12 protein-coding genes are annotated in these 21,152 nt (G+C 67.6%); 7 read left to right on the top strand and 5 right to left on the bottom strand.

Annotation, left to right across the window (positions count from 1 at the left end):
- Positions 1 to 18: 18 nt before the first annotated feature.
- Together BJ970_RS33080 and BJ970_RS33075 are read right to left on the bottom strand one after the other, a co-directional pair.
- Positions 19 to 2,931 (bottom strand): DEAD/DEAH box helicase, encoded by a 2,913-nt coding sequence (locus BJ970_RS33080; RefSeq protein WP_184731558.1) that lies wholly within the window; start codon positions 2,929 to 2,931, stop codon positions 19 to 21.
- A 6-nt stretch (positions 2,932 to 2,937) separates the two neighbouring features.
- Complete coding sequence (locus BJ970_RS33075) at positions 2,938 to 4,401, bottom strand: SEFIR domain-containing protein (protein WP_281399716.1); 1,464 nt, start codon at positions 4,399 to 4,401, stop codon at positions 2,938 to 2,940.
- A 130-nt stretch (positions 4,402 to 4,531) separates the two neighbouring features.
- Between BJ970_RS33075 and BJ970_RS33070 the strand changes: the two genes are divergently transcribed.
- Positions 4,532 to 5,080 (top strand): toll/interleukin-1 receptor domain-containing protein, encoded by a 549-nt coding sequence (locus BJ970_RS33070; protein ID WP_184731554.1) that lies wholly within the window; start codon positions 4,532 to 4,534, stop codon positions 5,078 to 5,080.
- 121 nt (positions 5,081 to 5,201) lie between these two features.
- Here BJ970_RS33070 and BJ970_RS33065 read toward each other — a convergent pair whose 3' ends face one another.
- On the bottom strand, positions 5,202 to 6,155 hold the full coding sequence (locus BJ970_RS33065) for a hypothetical protein (RefSeq protein ID WP_312864588.1): 954 nt from the start codon (positions 6,153 to 6,155) through the stop codon (positions 5,202 to 5,204).
- Positions 6,156 to 6,744: 589 nt separating this feature from the next.
- Here BJ970_RS33065 and BJ970_RS33060 point away from each other — a divergent pair.
- From BJ970_RS33060 to BJ970_RS33035, 6 genes are all read left to right on the top strand, one after another.
- The gene (locus tag BJ970_RS33060) at positions 6,745 to 8,982 is read left to right on the top strand and encodes an ATP-binding protein (protein WP_184731552.1); all 2,238 of its coding nucleotides are present in this window, start codon (positions 6,745 to 6,747) and stop codon (positions 8,980 to 8,982) included.
- A 226-nt stretch (positions 8,983 to 9,208) separates the two neighbouring features.
- Positions 9,209 to 9,937, top strand: a complete 729-nt coding sequence (locus BJ970_RS33055; RefSeq protein WP_184731550.1) for an NUDIX hydrolase — start codon at positions 9,209 to 9,211, stop codon at positions 9,935 to 9,937.
- Complete coding sequence (locus tag BJ970_RS33050; RefSeq protein ID WP_184731548.1) at positions 9,937 to 11,088, top strand: 5'-methylthioadenosine/S-adenosylhomocysteine nucleosidase family protein; 1,152 nt, start codon at positions 9,937 to 9,939, stop codon at positions 11,086 to 11,088. Before BJ970_RS33055 ends, BJ970_RS33050 begins: the two co-directional genes overlap by 1 nt.
- On the top strand, positions 11,085 to 13,073 hold the full coding sequence (locus BJ970_RS33045) for a hypothetical protein (RefSeq protein WP_184731546.1): 1,989 nt from the start codon (positions 11,085 to 11,087) through the stop codon (positions 13,071 to 13,073). The genes BJ970_RS33050 and BJ970_RS33045 overlap by 4 nt, the downstream gene beginning before the upstream one ends.
- A 314-nt stretch (positions 13,074 to 13,387) precedes the next feature.
- On the top strand, positions 13,388 to 17,416 hold the full coding sequence (locus BJ970_RS33040) for a PDDEXK-like endonuclease domain-containing protein (protein WP_184731545.1): 4,029 nt from the start codon (positions 13,388 to 13,390) through the stop codon (positions 17,414 to 17,416).
- 1 nt (position 17,417) lies between these two features.
- Positions 17,418 to 18,266, top strand: a complete 849-nt coding sequence (locus BJ970_RS33035) for a hypothetical protein (protein ID WP_184731543.1) — start codon at positions 17,418 to 17,420, stop codon at positions 18,264 to 18,266.
- A gap of 195 nt (positions 18,267 to 18,461) precedes the next feature.
- Here BJ970_RS33035 and BJ970_RS33030 read toward each other — a convergent pair whose 3' ends face one another.
- Together BJ970_RS33030 and BJ970_RS33025 are read right to left on the bottom strand one after the other, a co-directional pair.
- Entirely contained in the window at positions 18,462 to 19,799 is a 1,338-nt protein-coding gene (locus BJ970_RS33030; protein ID WP_281399664.1) for an MFS transporter, read from the bottom strand.
- A 502-nt stretch (positions 19,800 to 20,301) separates the two neighbouring features.
- Positions 20,302 to 21,006 carry a Crp/Fnr family transcriptional regulator gene (locus BJ970_RS33025; protein WP_184731539.1) on the bottom strand — a complete coding sequence of 235 codons (705 nt, stop codon included), beginning with the start codon at positions 21,004 to 21,006 and terminating at the stop codon, positions 20,302 to 20,304.
- Positions 21,007 to 21,152 lie beyond the last annotated feature (146 nt).

Genomic DNA, 21,152 nt, shown 5'->3' with positions numbered 1-21,152 from the left:
TCGATCGTCCTGGCGCCATCATGATCCGATTGTGGTGAGTTGGTCGACGATTTCGTGGTAAGTGCGCAGGTCTCCGTCGGTGCGCAGCGCGGTGTGCAGCGCGTCCATCAGCTCGCGAAAATCTTGGTCCGTGGCGGCGCGCAGGGTCTTGAGGTCGCCGACGAGCACGAGCCGTTGCTTGGCCCGGGTGAACGCGACGTTCAGCCGCCGGAGGTCGTCGAGGAACCCGATTCGGCCATGGGGATTGCTGCGGGTGAATCCGTAGAGCATCACGTCCCGTTCCCCGCCCTGGAACGAGTCCACGGTACCGATGTTGGCGTCCACGGTCTTCTGGTCCGCCCACTCCCGCGCCATTCGCTTGAGGAGATCCAGCTGGGCGTTGTAGGGCACGATCAACGCCCATTCCGCGCCGCTGCGCTGGTAGTGCTCGGCCAGCCGGTTCAGCAGCCGTGCCTCGGCGTTGTTGTGGTATCCGCGCTGTTCTGGCTGGGCTGCCTGGTCGCGGCGCTCGTGCGCGGGCAGGCACGAGATGTCCACGAACGCCAGTGGGCTGCGAAAGAGCGCATCTTCCTGCGGCGGCCGCACTTCCGAGCGCAGAGTTCCCCGGTAGAAGTGGTCGGAGATGAACCGCGCGATCACTTCGGGCATCCGGCGTTGGGTTCGCAGCTGCACGATGTTGTCCGCGGGCAATGTGGCGACCAGCGTTTCCAGCAGGCTCTTTCGGGACAGCTCCAGCAAGGCACCCGGCCCGCCCCGGCTGTTGATCGCGTCCTCCACCTCGGACTCGCTGACCGGGGGCAGCTGCATGTTGTCGCCCACCAAGACCGCGCGTCGGCCTCGCACCAGCGGGATCAGCACGTCCGAGGTCTGGATCTGCCCGGCCTCGTCGGCGATGACCAGGTCGAATGATTCCGCGGCGATCTGCTCGTTCGATCCTGCTCCGATGCAGGTCGCGCCGATCACGTCGGCGTAGCGGATCAGCTCGGGGTGCAGCTGCTCGGTCGCGCAGGAAGAGACCTCTGCGTGCCAGTCCTCCAGCAGCGCCGCCTGGGCCTGCAGGAGGCCGATGCGGGTGTGCAGCCCGTGGTGCAGGTTGGTGAGCCACTGCAGGGTGCTCTCGTCGTCGCCGGTGTCGGCCACCTCCGGCAGCGCCTCCATGGAACGCAGCGCGTTGCGCAGCGCGGTCATGGCCGCCAGCGCCTGTTCCCGCCACCGGCTGCTGTTGTCAACTGCTGCGTCGAATTTGCGTTGCGCCGCCTGCACTTCGGGTACTTGGCGGAGCATTGCTTCGAGTTCGTCCACGGCGTGCCGCCGGGTCTGCCGGGCCTCTTCGAGCGCCTGGGAGCAGGCCGTGAGTTTTTCCCGACGGCCGGCAATCCGATGGTCGCGCAGACGCGTGAGCATCGCGGACAGCGGCCCATTCCTGCTGCGGGCGCGGATGCGTTCCGCGCGCCGGGCGAGGCGGTCCAGTCGGCGCTGCGCGCGGGCCGATCGCTTGTCCAACCGGCTGATCCGGTTGTCCAGATCGCGAACGCGCTCGTATGCGGGACCACCCACCGCGCGGCGGCACCGGTCGAGTTCGAGGGCGCACAAGTCCTGGTCCGCGCGGGCCGACCGCCACGATCCGATCCGGGCACCGAGTTCGGCGTGCCAGCTGAGCGCGGTCGGCAGTCCGGCATAGTCCTGTGCCCTGCGGCTGCTGCCGACGACGATCTCCTTGCGCAGATCGCTGGCATAGATCTCCAGCAGGAACGGCCGAACCTCGGGGTCGACGTCCACCTCCCGCCCAACCCGGATCATGACCAGGTCGCGCGGCATCCTGGCCAGCACGTTGTCCACGGCCTTGTTGGAGTGCGAGGTGATCAGGGTCTTTCCGCGTTCGCCTCGCCCCAGCGCGTAGGCGATTTCGGTGATCACCCGCGTCTTGCCGGTGCCTGGCGGGCCGAGGATCACCATCAGGTCCCTGACGGCCAATGCCCTGCGGAACGCGGTTAGCTGCTCGGGGTCGAGCCGCTGTGCGGGGTGGTCCGGACGTCCCGTCATCGGTGCCAGCTGGTGATCGACCAGCACGTCCAGCAGCGAGCGGTGCTGCGTTTGCCGCCCGCGCAGGGCCGCTACGGCCTCGCGCCGCTTGATGTGTACTACCTCGATGCGCGAGGGGACCAACTCGCCCTGCTGTCGCAGCCGCGCGTGGTCCAGCGGCTGGTCGAACCGGACCGTCACCGCACCGTCGGCGGCCCCCAGCACCTGCCCGCGACGATCGTCGTCGCCGGAGATCTGCAGGTATGCGCCCGGCTCCGGGGCGCGACCGACGATATGGAAGGAATAGGTGCTCGTCGAGGTGAAACCGTGGTCGCCGACCGGGGTCACCTTCCGGTAGGCGAATCCGCCCCGCCGACGGGAATTCCCCTCGGCGGCGGTGCGCGCGATCTCGTTGAACTCGGTGAGCACGTCGAGGTAGCGGGTGTGCTCGGGCTTCAGGCGCGCAACCGCGTCCCGCTCGGCGAGTTCGTGTTGGAGGCGAGCCCATTCCTTTTGCAGCCTGGCGCAGTGCGCGGAGGCGTCCTGCGGAACCGCCCGCGGCTGAGCCGCCACCCGCCAGCCGCAGCGCACCAGCAGACAGCCGCGAGTGAGTTTGGCGTGATCGCCCAGGCCCAGCGGATAGACCCGGTTGACCCAGAGGAAATCCTGTTTCTTGCTTGGGGTGAGGTGCACGACATAGGCGTAGGCGTGCAGCTGCAGGCCGGGATTGCCCTGTCGCTCGGTGATGATCATCGGCGCGCCGTCCGGGCGGACGGCGAGATCGCGGGCGATCTGCTCCAGCCCGGCGGGCAATCCGTTTCCCTCGTTGCGCTTCTGATTCAGCTCCTGGTCGAACCGGTTTCCCGGGACGAGGTGGATCGGGGCGGTCAGGCGGACGTCTCGTAGCATGCGGCTTCACATCCGGAATGCGGTGGCCAGTTCGGCGACCGCGGGGCGTCGGGCGGGGTCGGGATGCAGGGCGGTATCGATGGCCGTCGCCGCCTGATCCGGCGCCACGGGGCAGACCGCGCGGGTCGGCAGCGGACGAGCCTCGTCCGGGACTTGGCCGCTGATCAGGTGGTAGGCGACCGCGGCCAGCCGAAAGACATCGGTCCAGGGGCCGATCCGCCCACGCCGCAGGCGCGTCTGCTCCGGTGCCCGGTAGACGGACCCGTCCTCCCCGGGGAGCGCCGGTCGTCCCGCCGCGCCGAGATCGCGCAGTGCGAGGTGGCCGTCGTCGATCCGGACAATCGTGTGCGGTGCCAGTTCGCGATGGGTGCACTGGTGTCGGTGCAGCGCCGCCAACGGGCAGCACAGGCCGGCCAGCGCGTGCAACGTTCGCCGCACCGCGATGGAGTCGAGCTCGTTGGGGTGCGGGACGTGGTCGGCGAGCGTCTGGAAGTCCTCGGCCGGTGCGTTGCGCCGTGGCCAAGCGAGCACCAGAGTCCGCGTTCGGCCCGCGTCGACCAGCGCCGACTGCCGGGGAGCGGCGTGGCGCCGGCCGTCGAGCTCGGCAAGCAGCTCGTGCTCTTTTTCCAACGCGGCGAAGGCTTCCCGGGTGCCCCGGGTATCGGCCTTCCGCTCGACCTGTCGCAACCAGACCCGTTCGTTCGGGTCGCCGAGGCGCAATGCCGGCGCTTGCCGGAGGACGGCGGGGCCGCCTTCGCCCGCAGGTGTCTCGACCTCGCCGTGCACCAGGTAGGTGTGCTCGCCGAGGACGATCACCGCGCCGGGCTGGAGGACCACGTCAACCGACTCCGCCTGTTGCCCGCCGGGCGCCTCCCACGGTCCGGCGGCGGGCGGGGTCCAGATGCCGAGCGGCGGCTTGGCATGTCGCGGAACATCGTGCAATGCGTGGAGCAGGTCTTGGACGCCGTCGCTGTCCACGTCGAGTTCCCGGATCGGGTAGAAGGTGGCGGAGTTTCGCTGCAAGATCCGGGGAATGTCCGCTGCGGTCGCATCGCGCAGCACGACGGGCAGCATCCGCTTGAGTTCCTTTCGGAGGTCTCCGGCGAGCTTGTCTCGGGCCTGCGCGGCACCGATGTGTGTGGTGTCGCCGACGGGCCCCTGCTGGGTGCTGTCCATCAGGCGGCGCATCTCCGGTGAGGCCATCACCAAGACGAAATCCGCTTTCTGAAATTGCGCAATTTCGTCGGCGACCTCGTCGGTCCGCTGCGCAGTGCGCCATTCCTTCAGATCTGCGGCGACCCCTGCCTCCAGGCGCAACATTGTGGCGAAATCTCGTACCAGAGCGCGATGTTCGGCGGGGTATTGCGCGCAGAAGACGTAGACCTGCGGAGATCGTCCGGTTTGATCCGGATGAGGCACGACCACCTGCCCTTCGTTCTCATGATCGGCATTAGCGAGAAAGTGCCACATCGGCGTCGGCCGGTGCGGGGGAGGAGGTGAGTTGTCCAGTATTTGTCCAGTGGTGGTGGTTCGGGTGTCCACCGGGCCGTGATTTCATGAGCTCTCCGCAGCGCCAGGTCGGCCAGACGAAGAGGAAGCAGTGCGACTACCAACCGTTTTCATCTCTTACACGCACGACAGCGATGAGCACCGCGAAGCAGTGCTCCGCTTCGCGCAGTTGCTGGCGAAAAACGGGATCCGATCGGTGAACGACTTCTGGGCCGACCCCGATCGCCGTAACTGGGGGGAATGGGCCGAGAAGTACATCAACGAGAGCAACTACACCCTGGTGATCGCTTCGGAGCGCTACCGACGGGTGGGAAACGGAGAGGTGCCGGACGACGAGAACCAGGGTGGCCAGTGGGAGGTGGCCTACCTGCGAGAGCGGCTGCAGCGGTCCCGAAGCGAGTGGACCAGGCGCATCCTGCCCGTCGTGCTGCCGGGGCGCCTGGTCGAGGAGATCCCAAGCTTCCTGCAACCGAGCGGGTGCACCCGCTACCACGTGTCGGAATTGAGCGAGGCAGGGATCGAGGCGTTGTACCGGACCCTGACCTTCCAGCCGGAGCATGTTGCTCCGAAGCTCGGCCGACCGCTGGTGCTGCCACCGAAGTCCGGTCCCGGGTCTCCGGGCTGGGAGACCAGGCCCTAGCGAGGGTACGCGGCGCTGGGGCTGTCCCCGCCAGGCGAGGTCTGAGCCGTTTGGGACGCTGTGGGGCAGCCCTGCAAGCTGAGTCCCACCCCGCGCCGCTGATAAAGCACACCCGCGCCGATCAACTCGGCTCCTGGGCCGACCCTTGCCACCGGATGCCGTAGGCGAACCCCGGTTCGAGGTGCCGGAAACGGGCCCGCACCTCGCCCGCTCCGTCCGGCTCTAGGGGCTGTCCGGTCACCGCGTCGTCGTGCACGTCGTTTTGGAACACCTTCTCCAGCAGTCCGATCGACCGGGGAGTCTGGTCGCCGAACCGCACGGTGAGATCGAACTCCTCGCACGCGCCCTTCGGTACGCAGACGTAGTGCGGCAGCATCTCGGCCACCCGGAACCTCATCGCGATCTCGTGCTTCTCCCCGTAGTGCAAGGGCTTCGGCGGCCGCAGTGCGAGGCTGATCCGCTGACTCGTCTCCTGCGTCCGGTGCACCAGCGTGCCGCCGGCGAACACGTCGATCGAGAAATCGTTTTCCCGCGCAGACGCGGAGCGGTCGGACGCGGTGAGCGTCACCGCCAGATCGAGCTCGTCGAGAACCTCCGCGTCGGCGATCACGTGCCTGAACACGAACGCCTCCGGCTGCGGCTGATCGAGTGCGAGTAGGACCCGCAGCCGCTCGGTGCGCCAGGTGCCCGCCGGGCAGGGGGCCGGTCGGCTGCTACCGGCCAGGAGTGACGCCAGCTCGGCGAAGCCTTCCCGGATGCGCCGCCGTGCGGTGCGGGGATTCCGCTCTAACCGCTGCGCCAGCCACAGCTCCCGTTCCTGGAGAAACCGCGTCTGCGGGCCATCGAGCCCCAACGCCGTGAGTGCCGCCACCCGCTGTTCTTCCCCCAGTGCCGCGGCATGGCGGAGCACCGCGTCTGTGACCTTCTGCACGATCTCGGCCGGGGTGTCTTGGGAGTCGACGCCGCAGGCTTCGCGCAGCGCGGCACCGATCTGGTCGGCCCGCGCTAGGCACAGTCCCCGGTTTTTGCGGAGCTGCTTCAAGTCGTCGTCGTAGCGCTTGGCTCTGCCGTCCACTAGCCCTCCTGGTGATCACGGACGGGAGTCAATGTTGGCCAACCTGGTTTCAGTTGTCCAGCTGCTCTCTCGGCGAAGCGGTCGTATCGTTTCCTGCTGAGCTAGAAACGGGAAACTCCTTGTCGCCCGCATCCGGTCGACTCCACGATGGATCACGTCGGATCGAGAACGGTCGAGCCGCGTTCCGCCGATTTCGCTGGTCGAGGAATTCGTGTTGTCCCGGAGGGGGCGAAATGCAGATGTTGTGTTCGTTTTCGTCGCTCGCGCGGTTGGCGCTCTGGCTGTTCGTGATCGGACTTTGCGCGGGAGCGGCGTTGGCGGGTCACGTCACGGGACCCGACGCGAGGAAGTCGCCGGTCGTCACGTGCGACGTCGGCAATGCGGCCGGAAAGGGGGTGTGCTGAGCGATGCAGATCCACTTCATTGCGCTGGTCCTGCCGCTCCTGTTCCTCGTGTTCGGCCGAAACCGAATGTGCGGGCGATAGCAAAAGCGGCGGCCGGGATTCGCCCGGCCGCCTCTCGAATCGAAAACGTCACCGACTCGGTGCTGGGATCTGGCACACTGCGCGAACACCTGAGGAGGACGCACATGGGTGAGAGTTCGAACTTCGGTGCCGAGCTTAGGCGGCTGCGCCGACGGGCGGGGTTGTCACTGTCCACACTGGCCGCTCGCACCCACTACAGCAAGGGCTTCCTGAGCAAGGTGGAGACCGGCGCCGCACCGCCGAGCCCCGCACTGGCCGCGTTGTGCGAAGCGGAGCTGGGCGCGACGGGTCTGCTCGTCGAGTTGCTTCCCGACGAGCCCGCGCGACGCCGGACGCGGCCGGACACCCGCCCTTCCGGACTGCCCGCGCTGTCCGCGCACTTCGTCGGGCGGTTGGCTGGGCAGCGGTCGATCCGGGCGGCGCTGGAGGCCGACGGCGGTGTGTGCGTCGTTTCGGGGATGGGCGGTGTCGGCAAGACGGAACTCGCCGTGCGGTGCGCGCACCGGCTGGAGTCCGGTTTCACCGACGGCTGCTTGTTCGTCGATCTGCGCGGCCACACCCCGGGGAGGGGGCCGGCCGAGCCGGCGGAGGTGCTGGACCGGTTGCTGCGAATGCTGGATGTCCCGGTCGACGAGATCCCGGCGGACGTCGACGACCGCGCGGCGTTGTACCGGTCCCGGCTGCGCGGGCGAAGCGTGCTGCTGGTATTCGACAACGCGGCCGGCGCCGCCCAGGTTCGCCCGCTGCTGCCTGCCGAACCGAAGTGCCGAGTGCTGGTGACGAGCCGGAACCGGCTGCCCTCGCTCGACGGTGCCACGCACGTCTCGCTCGATCTGCTGTCCGATGTGGACGCCGCGCGGTTGTTCGCCGCGATTGCGGACGTCGACGCGGAGGGGGCCATGGTGCGCTCGATCGTCGAGCGCTGCGGGCGTCTGCCGCTGGCAGTGCGGATCGCGGCGGCGCGGCTGCGGGCCCATCCCGCTTGGGATCTCGCCGAGCTGCACCGACGGCTGACCGACGAGGCGGATTGGTTCGGCGAGATCGACGACGGTGAACGCAGCCTCACGGCGGCCCTGGAGCTGTCAGTGCGAGACCTGGGCGCCGCAGAATCCCGGATGCTTGGCCTGCTGTCGCTGCACCCCGGCGGGGATTTCGACGTGTGCGCCGCGGCGGCGCTGACCGGGGTGGCCCCGCGGGCGGCGGATCGGCTCGCCGAACGCCTGCACGGGGCTTTCCTGCTGAGCCAACCCGCGAAGGACCGGTTCGCGCTGCACGACATCGTCCGAGCGTTCGCCAGGGACTCGGTGCTGGCCGGAATGCCGGAGCAGCAGAAGGTCGCGGGTTTGCGTCGGCTGCTGGACGCGATGCTCGCGACTGCGGCGTTGGCGGACCGGCTGCTGATCCCTGGGCGCTACCAGCCGGAGTGGGCGCGTCACCTGGATCCTCCGGAGCCGCTGCGGTTCGCCGGCCGCGCGCAGGCCATGGCCTGGTTCCGCGTGGAGTGGCAGAACCTGGTGGAGCTGAGTCGCGCCGCCCAGCAGTTCGGGGAGTACGAGCGCTGCTGGCATCTGGCGTTCGTGCTGCGGGGGTTTTTCTTCGAGACGAAGTTGTGGGATCCGTGGATCGCGGTTCATCGCCGGGCTCGGGAGGCCGCAGCGGAGTTAGGCGACCGGTGGGCGTTGGCCGGCACGAACTCGCACCTCGGCGTTGCACTGGCCGATCGGGGAGATCTTGCCGGGGCTGCGGAGTGCTACCGGGATGCGCTCGATCTGTACCGGGAGATCGGTGATGAGCACGGCGAGATCACGGTGCGGGCCAACTGCGGCTGGGTCGAGCACTTCCGCGGGGATCACGAAACGGCGGTGCGGAACCTGAGCTTCGCGCTCGGGCATTACGAACGGGTCGGCAACGTGCGCAACGCGGCGATCACGCGACGAGGAATCGCGTTGGCCCAGACCGCGTTGCGGCAGTACCCGGAAGCCGCCGATGCGGCTGAACGGGCACTGGCCGAGGCCGAAGAACTCGCCCTCGAAGCAGATGCGGTGCGCGCGCTGAACTGCCTCGCCTGGGTCCACTTCGAAGCCGGTGAGCACCGGCGGGCCGCTGCGGCCTACCAACGCGCCGCTGACCGAGCCGGCTCGCAGGCGTCGCACTACGAGCAAGCGCGTGCCCTTACCGGTCTGGGCAATGTGGCGGCGTGCGGTGGGCGCGGCACGGAAGCGGTGGCGCTCTGGCGGCGCGCCGACGAGGCCCACGGCGGGCTCGAACCGGCAATGGTCGCCGAAGCCCGCGTCCGATTACGGTTTCGCGTCACCGGCGGAACACTCGCGCAGCACGTTTGAGCGTTTTCCTGCACCGAGCTGTGGTCATGCTGCTCAGGTTCGACGCTTCCCGGGCCACGTCGAGAGCATGGCAGGCGTAGCGCACCCGAGTGATGAGAGCACGGTTCGGTGGGTGAGCGGCGGCGGGCCGCCGGGTGGCAGCCGTGTTACTGCATTCGTAGTGAAAGTGCCGATGTGCGCCCAACCTCCCTTTCTGTCGAAGTGACAATAAGCTAGGGTCCCTGTCGTGGTTGATGAGTCGTGGTCGCCTCCGGAAGTTCTCGTGACGGTGGATCTGGTGATCCTGACGTTGCGGGAGGCAAGTCTTCATGTGCTGCTGGTGGAGCGTGGTGTCGAGCCGTACCTAGGTGAGCGTGCCTTGCCTGGTGGGTTCTTGAACAACGCCGGCGAGGGCATCGCGGAGGCCGCGGCGCGGGAGTTGCGGGAGGAGGCGGACCTAGACGGTGCGCAGCTGCATCTGGAACAGCTGGGTACCTATGGGAAGCCTGCCCGTGATCCGCGTGGCCGGGTGATCTCGGTGGCGTATCTGGCGATCGCGCCAGGGCTCCCGGAACCGGTCGCCGGCACTGACGCGGCCGGTGCCGGTTGGGAGCCGGTCGAGGACGTACTGGCCGGTCGGTTGGGCCTGGCCTTCGACCATCGGCAGATCGTAGCCGATGGGGTGGAGCGGGCGCGGGGCAAGTTGGAGCATACGGCGCTGGCGACGGCGTTTTGCGGCGCGACGTTCACGATCGCCGAGTTGCAGCAGGTCTACGAAGCGGTCTGGGGGGTGGAGCTGGATCCGCGGAACTTCTACCGGAAGGTGCAGAAGGTTCCGGGGTTCATCGAATCAGCCGGTGACGAGCGCAAGGCCACGAAGGGGCGGCCTGCGCGGCTATTTCGGGCCGGGGCGACGACGGTGTTGCATCCACCCTTGGTGCGCCCCGACCCAGCGACGGAGGAGGAACGGCAGTGATGACGGACAACGTGGTGGTGGTGCTCACCGCCTTGAACCTCGAGTACGAGGCTGTGCGGTGGAGACTGGCCGATCCGCAGGTGTGGGTGCATGAGCGGGGTACGCGGTTCGAGGTCGGAACCCTGCGAGGCACGCGCTGCCAGGTGGCACTTGCGTTGACCAGTAAGGGAAATCAGTCCTCGGCGGTGCTGGCCGAGCGGGCGATCCAGGAGTTCGAGCCGCTGGCGGTGTTGTTCGTCGGTGTGGCCGGGGCGTTGTGGGATGCCACCCCGCTGGGTGATGTCGTGGTGGCCACGCACGTCTACGCCTACCACGGCGGGACCAGTGAGGACGACGGGCTCAAGGCTCGTCCTCGGGTGTGGGAGACAGCGCACGGGATCATCCAGCTCGCCTCCCACCTGGCACGCATGGGCGACTGGACCGACAACATTTCGGCCCCGCCCGCGAGAACACCGTCGGTCCGCTTCGGCGCGATCGCAGCTGGCGAGGTCGTGCAGAACTCGCGGATCTCCTACGAAGCGAAGTGGATTCGCCAGCACTACAACGATGCGCTGGCGATCGAGATGGAGTCCGCTGGCGTGGCCCAGGCCGGACACCTCAACGGGGCGCCGGTGGCGATCGTGCGCGGCATCAGTGACAAGGCCGACGGAACCAAGAACACCGACGACGACGGCACGTGGCAGCCGCGGGCCGCGGACAACGCAGCGGCGTTCGCCGCCCGCCTCGCCGAGAAACTCATCAAGGAACGGGAGCACAGCCCCATGCAGTACCGCAACAGGGCCAACACCGATGGCGTCACCAACATCGCGCAGGGCAGCACGGTCGGCATCCAGGCCAAAGAGGTCACCGGCAGCGTCGTAACGATCGGCGCGACGCCACCTCTGTCGTCGACGACTGACCTCGCGGCCGAACTCGCGGCCGTCCGTACAGAGCTGGCCCGCGCCCGGTCGAGGGGCACGCTCGACACCGTCACCTACGTGGCGGCGCAGGACGAGCTCGATCTCGCAGCCAAGGCGCTGGCGGAGAACACGCCCGACGGCAAGAGCAGGTTCGTCCTCGCGCTCAAGCGCCTGCGCGGGCTGATCGTCGAAGCCGCCGATGTGGCCACGAAGGTCGCGGCGTTGATCACGGCGGTGAACGGCGTTTCATGAGCGACCACGACACCACCACCGCCAACACAGCCGAATCTGGCTCCTTCGTCGGCATTCAGGCCGAGCAGGTACACAACTCCACTGTGTACATGGTGTCTTCCGATGATCCGCCTGAATGGAAGTACCGGGTCGGCGTCCGCTACTTGGACAACGGGGTGCCACTGCGTGCCCGTGAACTGATCACCGAGGCCATCGCCCACGGCTATGCGAACGCCGAGGTCCGTTTTCACTGGGTGCTGGCCATGCTCAGCAAACGCTCCTACCGCGAGCTGGACGCCGAGGACCGGGCGCAACTCGCACAGCTGCCTGGCTGGCTCGTCACGTGCGTGGGCGACGAGTGGACACGCGCATTGGAAGCGTTGTGTGAACTGCTGAAGTATCTCGGGAGTCCCGACGGCGATCCCGCAGCGGCGTTGGCGAAGCTAGAGGCTCTTCCTGCCCGGCAACGCGAGAAGATCGGGCGTCACTGCGACCTCGTGCTGACCGGCAGCATGAAAGACCGTTTCTGGGCGGACAGGCGCCGTGCTGCCGAACGGGGAAGGTGCGCCGGCGACCGGGAAAAGCGTGTGTGGGCCTACTTCCAACCGGACCCGGCTCACCCGCGCATCCGCCAACCGGCGCCGAAGGCCACTACTCTCGACGACCGGCTGCGCGCCGTCCTCGCGACCGGACTTCTCGTTGCCTCATTCGGCGCCCTCGGCTGGATCCTGCTGCAGCGCCAGACGCCAGTGCCGGTAATCGCTTGCTTGGTGCTGCTGGTGAGCGGAGTTGTTGCGGCCAGGTCGGGGTTCGAGTGGCGGTACCGGACCCAACGCCTCCGGGCCAAAGAACGCGAGCGCGTCGGACGGTTCGATGACCACGAGGCTGGCGAACCCGGGTTCGCCAAACGGGTCGATCACGCCTTCCAGTACTACGCTCACAAGTATGCGCCGGAGGGTGTCGCGCGCGCGGTCTGGCTGGCCGAGACCAGAGGTATCCGCGCCACACTGCGCGACGAAATCGTCGAACTTTACCGCGAAAGCAGGATCACGGTCGGCGAGATCACCTGGCTGATCCGGTACGTGATCCGCGATGTCAGACGGCAGTGGCGCAAGGGACTCCTGTTCGCCTACCGCGAACAGTATCGGACGTCGGTGTCCACCAAGGTGACGTGCTTGTCTGCGCTCGCAGTGGCGGCCCTCGCGCTCGGTGCGGTGGCTGATGCGGCCGTGCGGACGGACCCGCTACCGGCGCTCGGCAGCGTGCTCATCACAGTGGCGGGCGGGCGAGTCGCCACGATCCGCTGGTGGCGAATTCTCAGCGAACGTCGGCGATACAGCGAAGAAGCCCGGGAACGCGCATGCGACCTCGAAGCCCGCGAAGCGGAGTATCGGCGGTGGAAAGGCAAGCTGGAAGCCACTTGCCCAACGGAGGACGAAATGGCGGCATGGCTGGAATGTGACAGGGCCATGCTCATGGACGAGGCGCTGCGGCACTACCGCCTCGCCTGGCGTGACGTCATCGCAGACACGATCGTGCAAACCCCCGCGCGGAACCGGAAACGAGCTCGGGTCAACGGTGGTCCCTGGCGGTATCCGAAATACGACCTCCGCTTGTTCCTGATCACGGCGGACGGAGTCCGCGAGCTCACCAGGCGGCTCGACTTCGAAAACGCCTCATTCCACGGATGCGAGCGTGGCCACTTCCGCTTCGATGCCGTCTCGTCGCTGCAGGTGGTCGAGTCAGGGGAGTACGACTACACCCTTGAGTTGACTCTCAGCAACGGGCCTTCCCGGATTATCGACGTCACCGAACCTCCGCGAGAAATCGAACAGCAAGCTACTGACGAGCCCGGGCTCTCCCAGATCAGCCTTGACTCCACCGGCTTTGCGCACGCACTGCACGTGCTGGAAGGGATCGCAGCCGAAGGAAAGGCATGGATCCACCGCGCCACCAGCACTCGCAACGTCGGACCCGCCTTCCCCGGAGCCGAGTCCACCGCCTAGCCAGTCGTTGGGGACATTTCCCAGAATTGTGTCCGAGGGGCGACTGCACACTTTCCACCCGGACCCAGCTGCCCGAAGGCGGATGACGGAGTTCGGACCGAGTTTTCGCCAGTGGAACCCGATTCGGTGAATCTGGGAACTTGCGGGATGATCCGCGCAGGTCGATGGCATGCCAGCACGGATTCATCCGTTCAGTCTATGGTGGCCGAATGCGGAACCGAGGAAGCCTGTTCTGCTGGCCGCAGATGGGCAGCCCTGCGCCGCCGCAGGAAGCGCCGACCGGTAATGTCTCGCCGACAGGGGGATCAAGCGGCATGTCCGCTGACATGGAAGAACATCGGCTGCAGCTCGTGCGCGCCAAGGCCGATCAGTGGGCCAAGAGCCTGATCGAGCTCAGCTCCCGAAATACGCTGCTGAACTTCAAGAACACCAAGACGACCAGCCTGGACCTCACGAATGCCGATTCCGCTGCGGTGCGGAATTTGCTGCACGGAAAGGCCGTGAAGCTCGGCGCGCTGTTCCAGGAACCCGAAGCGCACAAGGACGCCCGTACCCGCGCGCGCAACGTGCGGCGTGCGATGCACATGCTCGTCGAAGAACAGGGCATCGACGTCGGCAAACTTGCGCAGGGACTGGTCCGCGCTGTGCCGCGCGACGGCACCACCAGTGCCATCGGCCGACTCCGCGCTCCTCTGCTGCTGCGCACGCTGCGGATTAACGCCCGCACCGTCGCTGACAGCGAGTTCGAGCTGGAGCTCGCCGACGATGCGGAGCTCAACCCGGTCTTGCTGTACGCGCTGGACAAGGACTTCGGGCTCGCCCTCGACGTCCAGGAGTTCACCGCCCGCGCCGCCGACCTGCTGTCGGATACCGACGACCCGCTGGCCCAGCCGGAAGCCGTGCACGCCGAACTCGCCGCGGTGGCGCAGGCCCAAGGCGTCTCCGTCGAGCTGGAACAGGCGGTGGTGTGTGGGCTGTTCAACTACGAGAAGCAGCCGATGGTCCAGGACCTGCACGGCGCGGGTGATCTGCTCGCCAGACACGACCTGGTGGCCGCGCTGGCCGGTCACGAACCGTCGAAGCTGGCGGTCTCCGAGCGCTCGCAGCACTTCTCCGCCCCAGCCGCCGACGCGATCAAGCCGGCCGACGAGTTCCTGGTGCAGGACGCGGACTCCTCGCAGCAGGAGGCGGTCGGGGTCGCCCTGGCCGGGCACGACGTGCTCGTGGAAGGCCCGCCCGGCACCGGCAAGAGCCAGACCATCGCCAACATCATCGCCGGTGCCGCGGCCCGCGGGATGCGCGTGCTGTTCGTGTCCGAGAAGCGCGCGGCGATCGAAGCGGTGACCACGCGGCTGGCCCAGGTCGGCCTGGACGGGCTGGTGTTCGACCTGCACCAGCAGAAGATGGACAAGAAGCACGTCGCGCGGCAGCTGCACGACAGCCTGGAGTCGGCCGGGCGGCAACCGCGCCCGGAGGTCGGCGACACGCACCGCAAGGTGGAGCAGCGGCGCGCTCAGCTGCGCCGGTACTCCGACGCGCTGCACCAGCCGCGGGAACCGTGGGGCAAGACCGCGTACGAGGTGCAGCAGGAACTGCTGGAGCTGCGGGCTCCGGCGACGCCGCTGAACTTCCGCGGCTCGGTGCTGCGCTCTCTCGACCGGGCGACGGTCGAGCGGCTGGAGGGGGACCTGCGGCAGTTCGTGGATCTCGACGGGCCGCGTGTGGTCCGCCGCGAGACACCGTGGTGGCAAGCGGATATCTGGGAGACCGACGATATCCAGAAGGTCCTCATCGAGCTCGACGAGCTCGCTTCGAACACGCTGCACCGCGGCAGGCAGAGCATGGTCCGCGTGCTGCACCAGACCGGACTGCGTGCTCCGCAGAACCTCGCCGGATGGGACGAGGTTCTGCGGCTGCTCGACGAGGTGAACACGAGCGTCCGGGAGTTCGGCGGAGACGTCTTCGGCAACCGGCTCGACGACTGGTACCACGCCACCGCGCCCGTCAAGGAGCATCTTGGCGGCGGCCAGCCGCACGGCTGGCTCGCCCGGCGCCGCCTGCGCGCTGAGGTCAAGCAGGCGTCGACCGACGGGATCACCCAGCGCAGGGTGCTGCACACAAAGCTCGCCAGGGTGGTCGAGCAGCGCGACCGCTGGCAGCGGCTCGGCGATCCGCACGGCAGGCCGTCCGAGGTGGTGGGCCTGGCGGAGACGATGGAGCTGTTCCAGACCCTGCGCAACCAGCTCACCGCGGTGGCGATGTGCGCGAAGCTGTCCGATGTGGACAACCGTCCGACCGAGCAGGTGGACGACGAGATCCAGCAGCTGCGGCAGGACCAAGAGATGCTGTGGCGGATGCAGGGGATCAACCACCTGATCGCGGACTTCGAACGCCTCGGCCTCACCCCGCTTGTCCAGCAGATTTCCGAGCAGCGGCTCGACGTTGACCAGGCATGGCTGCTGTTCCGGCACGTGTGGCTGAAATCCCTGCTCGACCAGTTCAAGCTCGACTCCGCGGTACTGCGGGAGTTCGCCCCCGACACCCACACCCGGCTGGCCCGGGATTACCGGCAGGACGACACCTGCCACCGCGACACCGCGGCCGACCGGGTGCGCTTCGAGGTGGCCCGGCGGCTGCGGCAAGTCCGCGACGAGCATCCTCAGGAGACCCGGCTGCTGCGCGAGCAGGCGAACAAGCGCTCCCGGCACCTGCCGCTGCGGAGCCTGGTCGAGAAGGCCCCGCACGTGCTGCTCGCGCTGCGCCCGTGCTGGGCGATGTCGCCGCTGGTGGTCAGTCGCACGCTGCCCGCGGAGAAGCTGTTCGACCTGGTGGTCTTCGACGAGGCCAGCCAGATCCGCCCGCACGACGCCGTGGCCACCATCGCGCGCGGCGAGCGGCTCGTGGTAGCCGGGGACGACAAGCAGCTGCCGCCGTCGAACCAGTTCGAGCGCATCCTCGAAGGCGCCGAGGACGACGACAACGCCCTGCAGGACTACGAGTCGATCCTGAGCATCATGCGGTCGCTGCTGCCCAACCAGGTGCGGTTGCGCTGGCATTACCGCAGCACCGACGAGCGGCTGATCGCCTTCTCCAACCAGGAGATCTACCACCGCGACCTGGTGACCTTCCCGGGCACCGCGATGGAGACCCCCGTCGTGCTGCACTTGGTCGAGGACGGCACCGTCGCGCCCGGCCAGCGCGGATCGTCGCCCGCCGAAGTGCAGGCGGCGGCGGACCTGGTGCTCGCGCACGCCGAACAGCGCCCGGACGAGACCCTGGGCGTCATCGCGATGGGAAACGACCACGCGGAGAAGGTAGAAGCCGCCGTGCGCCGCGCCGTGCAGGCCCGCCCGGACCTGCAGGAGTTCTTCGCCGAGGATTCCGGTCCGGGCCGCCGGTTCTTCGTCAAGAACCTGGAGCGGGTGCAGGGCGACGAGCGGGACGCGATCATCCTCACCCTCGGCGTGGCCAAGCGCAGCGGCGGCCGGCTGGACGGGCGCAGCTTCGGGCCGCTGAACAGCGAGGGCGGCCGGCGCCGGCTGAATGTAGCGGTCACCCGCGCGAAGCGGCGCATGACGATCGTGAGCGCCGTCGGTCCGGCCGAGATTGAGCCGACCCAGGAACCGACTGGCACCGAATTGCTGCGCCGCTACCTGGAGTTCGCCCAGGCCCAGGGCGATCTCGACCGGGTCGGCCACCGGAAGCCGGTGCGGCTCAACGGGTTCGAGCAGGACGTGCACGACGCGCTGGTGGAGCGCGGCATCGAGGTCCATCCGCAGTGGGGCGTCTCCGGCTACAGCATCGACTTCGCGCTGGCGCACCGGGACCGGCCGGGCCAGATGGTGCTGGCCGTGGAGGCGGACGGCGATCGCTACCACAGGATGACCAGCGTCCGGGACCGCGACAGGCTGCGGCAGTCGCATCTGGAACGGCTCGGCTGGCGGTTTCACCGGCTGTGGGCCTCGGCGTGGTTCGCCGACCGCTCCGGTGAGACCGACAAGATCGTCAAGGCCTGGGAGGGCGCGATGCGCGACGCCGACCGGGCGGCGCCCGCGCCCGAGCCTCCTCGGCGTGCCGAGCCGGATCCACGGCCCTCCCCGGAATCCCGTCGCGGCCCGCGCCCGGACGTCCGGCCGGGCCTGAAGACCGACGAGTACACCGAGGCCGACCTGATCGCGATCTGCCGGTGGCTGCTGTGCGACGGGCTCCAGCTCGACCGCGAGGAGCGGCTGTCGCAGGCGCTGCGCGAGCTCGGCTTCAAGCGCCGCGGCCGCAAGATCGTCGAGCGGTTGTCCCGCGCCATCGACATCGCCCAGTACCAAGCCGACAAGGAGGACAGCTGACATGCAACCCCTGGACGACCGTACCGCCGAGAAGATCGCCGACATCGTGGTTGACATGGGCGGCCCGTACGAGCGGAAGTCCTACGAGCTAGGCCCGCTGCTGGCCCGCGCGGGCTGGTCACCGGTCCCGGAGTACGACGGCTCGCCGCGGGTGCAGTGGCTGGCCGAGCAGCTGATCGAGAACCGCGCCGACCCCGCGCGGATCGAGCGCTTCCTGTGCAGGGTCTGCGATCCGCGCGAGTACGACGACGGCAAGGTGGTCGCCGAGGAGTTCCGCGATGCGCTCAACGGCGTCCTCGAAGCCGAGGGCCTCGTAATCTCCGCCGTCGGTGGGCGTCCGGTCCTCGGCGAGCTCGGGTCCGACGGTGCCGCGCACTACTCCGAGCCGGACGGCCTGGAGGAGCGACTGCGCCGCCTCGTGCTGGACGAGGTGGCCGCCGAGATGCTGGTCAACCGGCTAACCGAAGCACGGATCTGCATGCGCAACGGTGCACACACGCTGGCCGTCATCGGGCTCGGGAGCCTCGTCGAAGGGGTGCTGCACGCCGTGCTGACCGAGCGGGACGAGAAGGTGCGGCAGGACGGTTTCGTCAACGAGCACGGCAGAAAGGTCTCCGCCGACCGGGTCGGACTGGCGGTGCTGCTCGACACGGCGCGGGAGAACGGCTGGATCCAGTTCGACGCGCACCGGTTCCTCGGCCCAGTCAAGGAGTTCCGCAACTTCATCCACCCTCGGCAGGAGGTGGCCTCGCAGGCCCGCCTCGACCACGACACCGTGATGATGTGCTGGGGCCCAATCGGCGCGCTGTTCAACGACGTCGAGGAACGCCTTGCCGCCGCAGGAGGCTGACTCCGCATGCACCGGGTGGCGTGTCTGCGTTCGACTCCTGTCTCACCAACGGAGCAGGAGTCGAACGAGGTGATAACGCAGTGCTGCTCGCGCTCGCTAACCAGCCCTCGTACTTGATCTTTGACCCCCCAAACACATTCGAATCGATCTCCGTCCGTTCGTCAGGGAGCCCGGTCACCTGGCTGAAGTCCGGCGTCAGCCGGGTTGACCGCGCCGCGAGAGGCCGTCTGTTCGCGGCAGATTGAGGGCGGCGACGAGAGTGATGATCGCTACGGCGATGATATAGAACGTGAGCGAAACCTTAAACCCGGTCGACTTGATCAGCAAGGTAGCCGCGTAACCTCCCGATCCCCCGAACACCGCTACCGAGATCGCCGAGGCTATCGACACCAGCGAACCCCGGTTATGAGTCCCGAAAAGCTCACTGATGGTGGCTGTTCCGGCTCCCGCGATCGCACTTGTGGGAATGGCGAAGAGCACCTGCACCAGAACGAGCGATCCGAAGGAGGGAACGCTGACCACAAGCCAGAAAAGGGGCAACGAGGCAATGATGTAAGTCAGGGCCGCACCGATGATGAGCGGCCTTCGGCCGACCTTGTCGGAAAGATTCCCGGCGACCGGAATCAACGCGACCGCCACAACGCAGCCGATTGCGGTCGCCCACAGCGCCGCCGTGGCCGAAATCGTCGTGAAAGCCGTGGCGAACGTGGGCATGTAGTTGATGGTGACAAAAGATGTCACGCTCCACAGTGCCACCACGCCGACGGCCAGGAAGAAACCCCGCGCCGAGCTGATCGGCCGGTCGGTCGGAGAATCCACCGCGCTTCCGGTGTCGGGTTCGACCATTCGCGCGTTGGTCAACTCTTGGAACTCCGGTGTCTCGCCGATTCCCCTACGCAGAACCAGGACGATGATCGCGAGCAGCGCGCCGAGCAGGAACGGCACACGCCAGGCCCAGGTCTTGACCTCATCCGGCCCGACGGCCGACGTCAGGGTCGCCACAACGAAAAGACCGAGCAAGAGTCCCCCATAGGTGCCGACCTGATGGAAGCTCCCGAAGAATCCCCGGCGCCCCGGACTGGCCCACTCGGTGAGGTAAACGGCCGCGCTGCCGAACTCGCCTCCGGCCGAGAAGCCCTGCATGAGGCGCCCGATGAGGATGAGCGCAGGGGCAAGCGCGCCGATGGCCGCGTAGCTGGGACTCAGCCCGATGACGAGGGAGCCCGCAGCCATCAATAGCATGGACAGCAACATCACGAACTTTCGTCCACGACGGTCGGAGATCGGGCCGAGCACGAGTGCGCCGACCGGCCGCGCAACGAAACCGACGGCGAATACGGCGAAAGTGGACAGGAGTGCCGCTACCGAGTCATGCCCCGGGAAGAAGTTGGCCCCAATGGCAGCCGCGAGAAAGCCGTAGACCGTGAAGTCATACCATTCCATCACGTTGCCGAGTGTTCCGAGGACAGCGGAACGCGATCGCGTGCGCCTAGCCGCAGTGGTGGACGATTGCACTTGTGTTGGGCTCGACATTGAGACCTCTAGTCTTCTCGGAGATCCGAACTTTCGGACCACGGTTAGCCGTGCTGGCTACGGGTCGCCGTGTGACTGGGGAGTCCCCTGTCCCACACCTCTGTTCCGACCGCTGAATAGGCCTGTGCTCGGTCGCTATGCAGGGCGTTGACGGTTAGCCGGAGCGTCGATGGCAGCAAAGGTAGGAATCGACGTCGCCAGGGAGTTCCACCGGGCGGTCGTCGTCACCGAAATCGGGACAGTTCGAAGTGATCCACGGCGCGATGACCAAGCTGTTCGGGACAGACGTAGGTAAGGGCCGTCATCCGCGCCGCGTTGGGCCACAGGACTTTGCCGTTGCGGTCGTCGTACGGGATACGAGTCGTCCGGCAAGGCAGGGGCTCCGGGGATCTCATCGCCGTCCTTTCGCGTCGCCGGGATTGTGGCCGCCTTGGCCCACGCGAACAGGCTGGTTTGGAACCCCGCTCCTGTCTGTATACGTCTTTACTAACGTCCGAGTGGATCAGGACTTGCGGGACGAGCCGAACGCGAGGGTGTCGCCGCACTCACCGATCGCATGGAGCGCCGCCGGGTCGAGGATCTCGATGCGGCCGCGGTGCAGGGCGACCACGCCGGCGTCCTGGAGTTTGCCCACGGCGTGGGTCACCGACACCCTCGTGCGCCCGGTTGCCGACGCGATCTCTTGGTGAGTGATGGCCAGGAGATTCTTGCCCGACAGGGGTGCTCCGACCCGTGCCTCTTCGGCCCAGAACGCGTGTAGTAGCGCCGCGACCTGTGATGTCGTGTTCCTGAACGCTGCGAACTCGATCTGCTCAATGAGGCTGGCGATCTTGCGGTAAGCCATCCCGAGCAGGCCCACCGACAGCTCCGGGTAGACCGCACACGCGCTCCGGAACTGGGTCTGGGAGATTCTGACCGTGGTCACGCTACTCACGGTCAAGGCTCGGAGGCCGAGAGACAGCGTCGTCGGTTCGCCGAAACACAGGGCGTCGCCGATGACCGAGCCGGAGTACCCGTAGTAGAGCAACCGTTCCGCGCCCTGGCTCGTGCCTATCGAGACCCGGTAGACACCGCTGGTGACCAGATGAACGTAGTCCGCACAGGAGTGGGTGTCGCAGATAAGCTGGCCCGCGCTGTACGTGACGTGACGTCCGGTATGGAAAAGCGGGCTCAGGTCAAGCGGGGCGTGGGTGAGGAACGGCTTCATTGCAGTCCTCCGGCTTCGGGCGGACCTGACCCGGTGCGCTACGTGATGTGGCTGAGCCTGCCAGGGGTAGATCGACAGGCTAGCCAGTGTTTGGCAGCGTACTGGGCTGCGGTACTACCGGTAAAGCGACCTCTTGTTGCCGCAGA

Origin of the sequence: Saccharopolyspora phatthalungensis (assembly GCF_014203395.1) — a bacterium.
GTDB lineage: Bacteria > Actinomycetota > Actinomycetes > Mycobacteriales > Pseudonocardiaceae > Saccharopolyspora > Saccharopolyspora phatthalungensis.
Note: the sequence above shows the minus strand (reverse complement) of the source record. Positions and strands in the feature narration are given on the sequence as shown.

Bases quoted from the DNA above. Each gene is read 5' to 3' on its own strand.
- BJ970_RS33060 (WP_184731552.1), top strand. From the start codon at position 6,745: ATGGGTGAGAGTTCGAACTTCGGTGCCGAGCTTAGGCGGCTGCGCCGA.
- BJ970_RS33025 (WP_184731539.1), bottom strand. From the start codon at position 21,006: ATGAAGCCGTTCCTCACCCACGCCCCGCTTGACCTGAGCCCGCTTTTC.
- BJ970_RS33030 (WP_281399664.1), bottom strand. From the start codon at position 19,799: ATGTCGAGCCCAACACAAGTGCAATCGTCCACCACTGCGGCTAGGCGC.
- BJ970_RS33075 (WP_281399716.1), bottom strand. From the start codon at position 4,401: ATGTGGCACTTTCTCGCTAATGCCGATCATGAGAACGAAGGGCAGGTG.
- BJ970_RS33050 (WP_184731548.1), top strand. From the start codon at position 9,937: ATGACGGACAACGTGGTGGTGGTGCTCACCGCCTTGAACCTCGAGTAC.
- BJ970_RS33045 (WP_184731546.1), top strand. From the start codon at position 11,085: ATGAGCGACCACGACACCACCACCGCCAACACAGCCGAATCTGGCTCC.
- BJ970_RS33035 (WP_184731543.1), top strand. From the start codon at position 17,418: ATGCAACCCCTGGACGACCGTACCGCCGAGAAGATCGCCGACATCGTG.
- BJ970_RS33040 (WP_184731545.1), top strand. From the start codon at position 13,388: ATGTCCGCTGACATGGAAGAACATCGGCTGCAGCTCGTGCGCGCCAAG.
- BJ970_RS33080 (WP_184731558.1), bottom strand. From the start codon at position 2,931: ATGCTACGAGACGTCCGCCTGACCGCCCCGATCCACCTCGTCCCGGGA.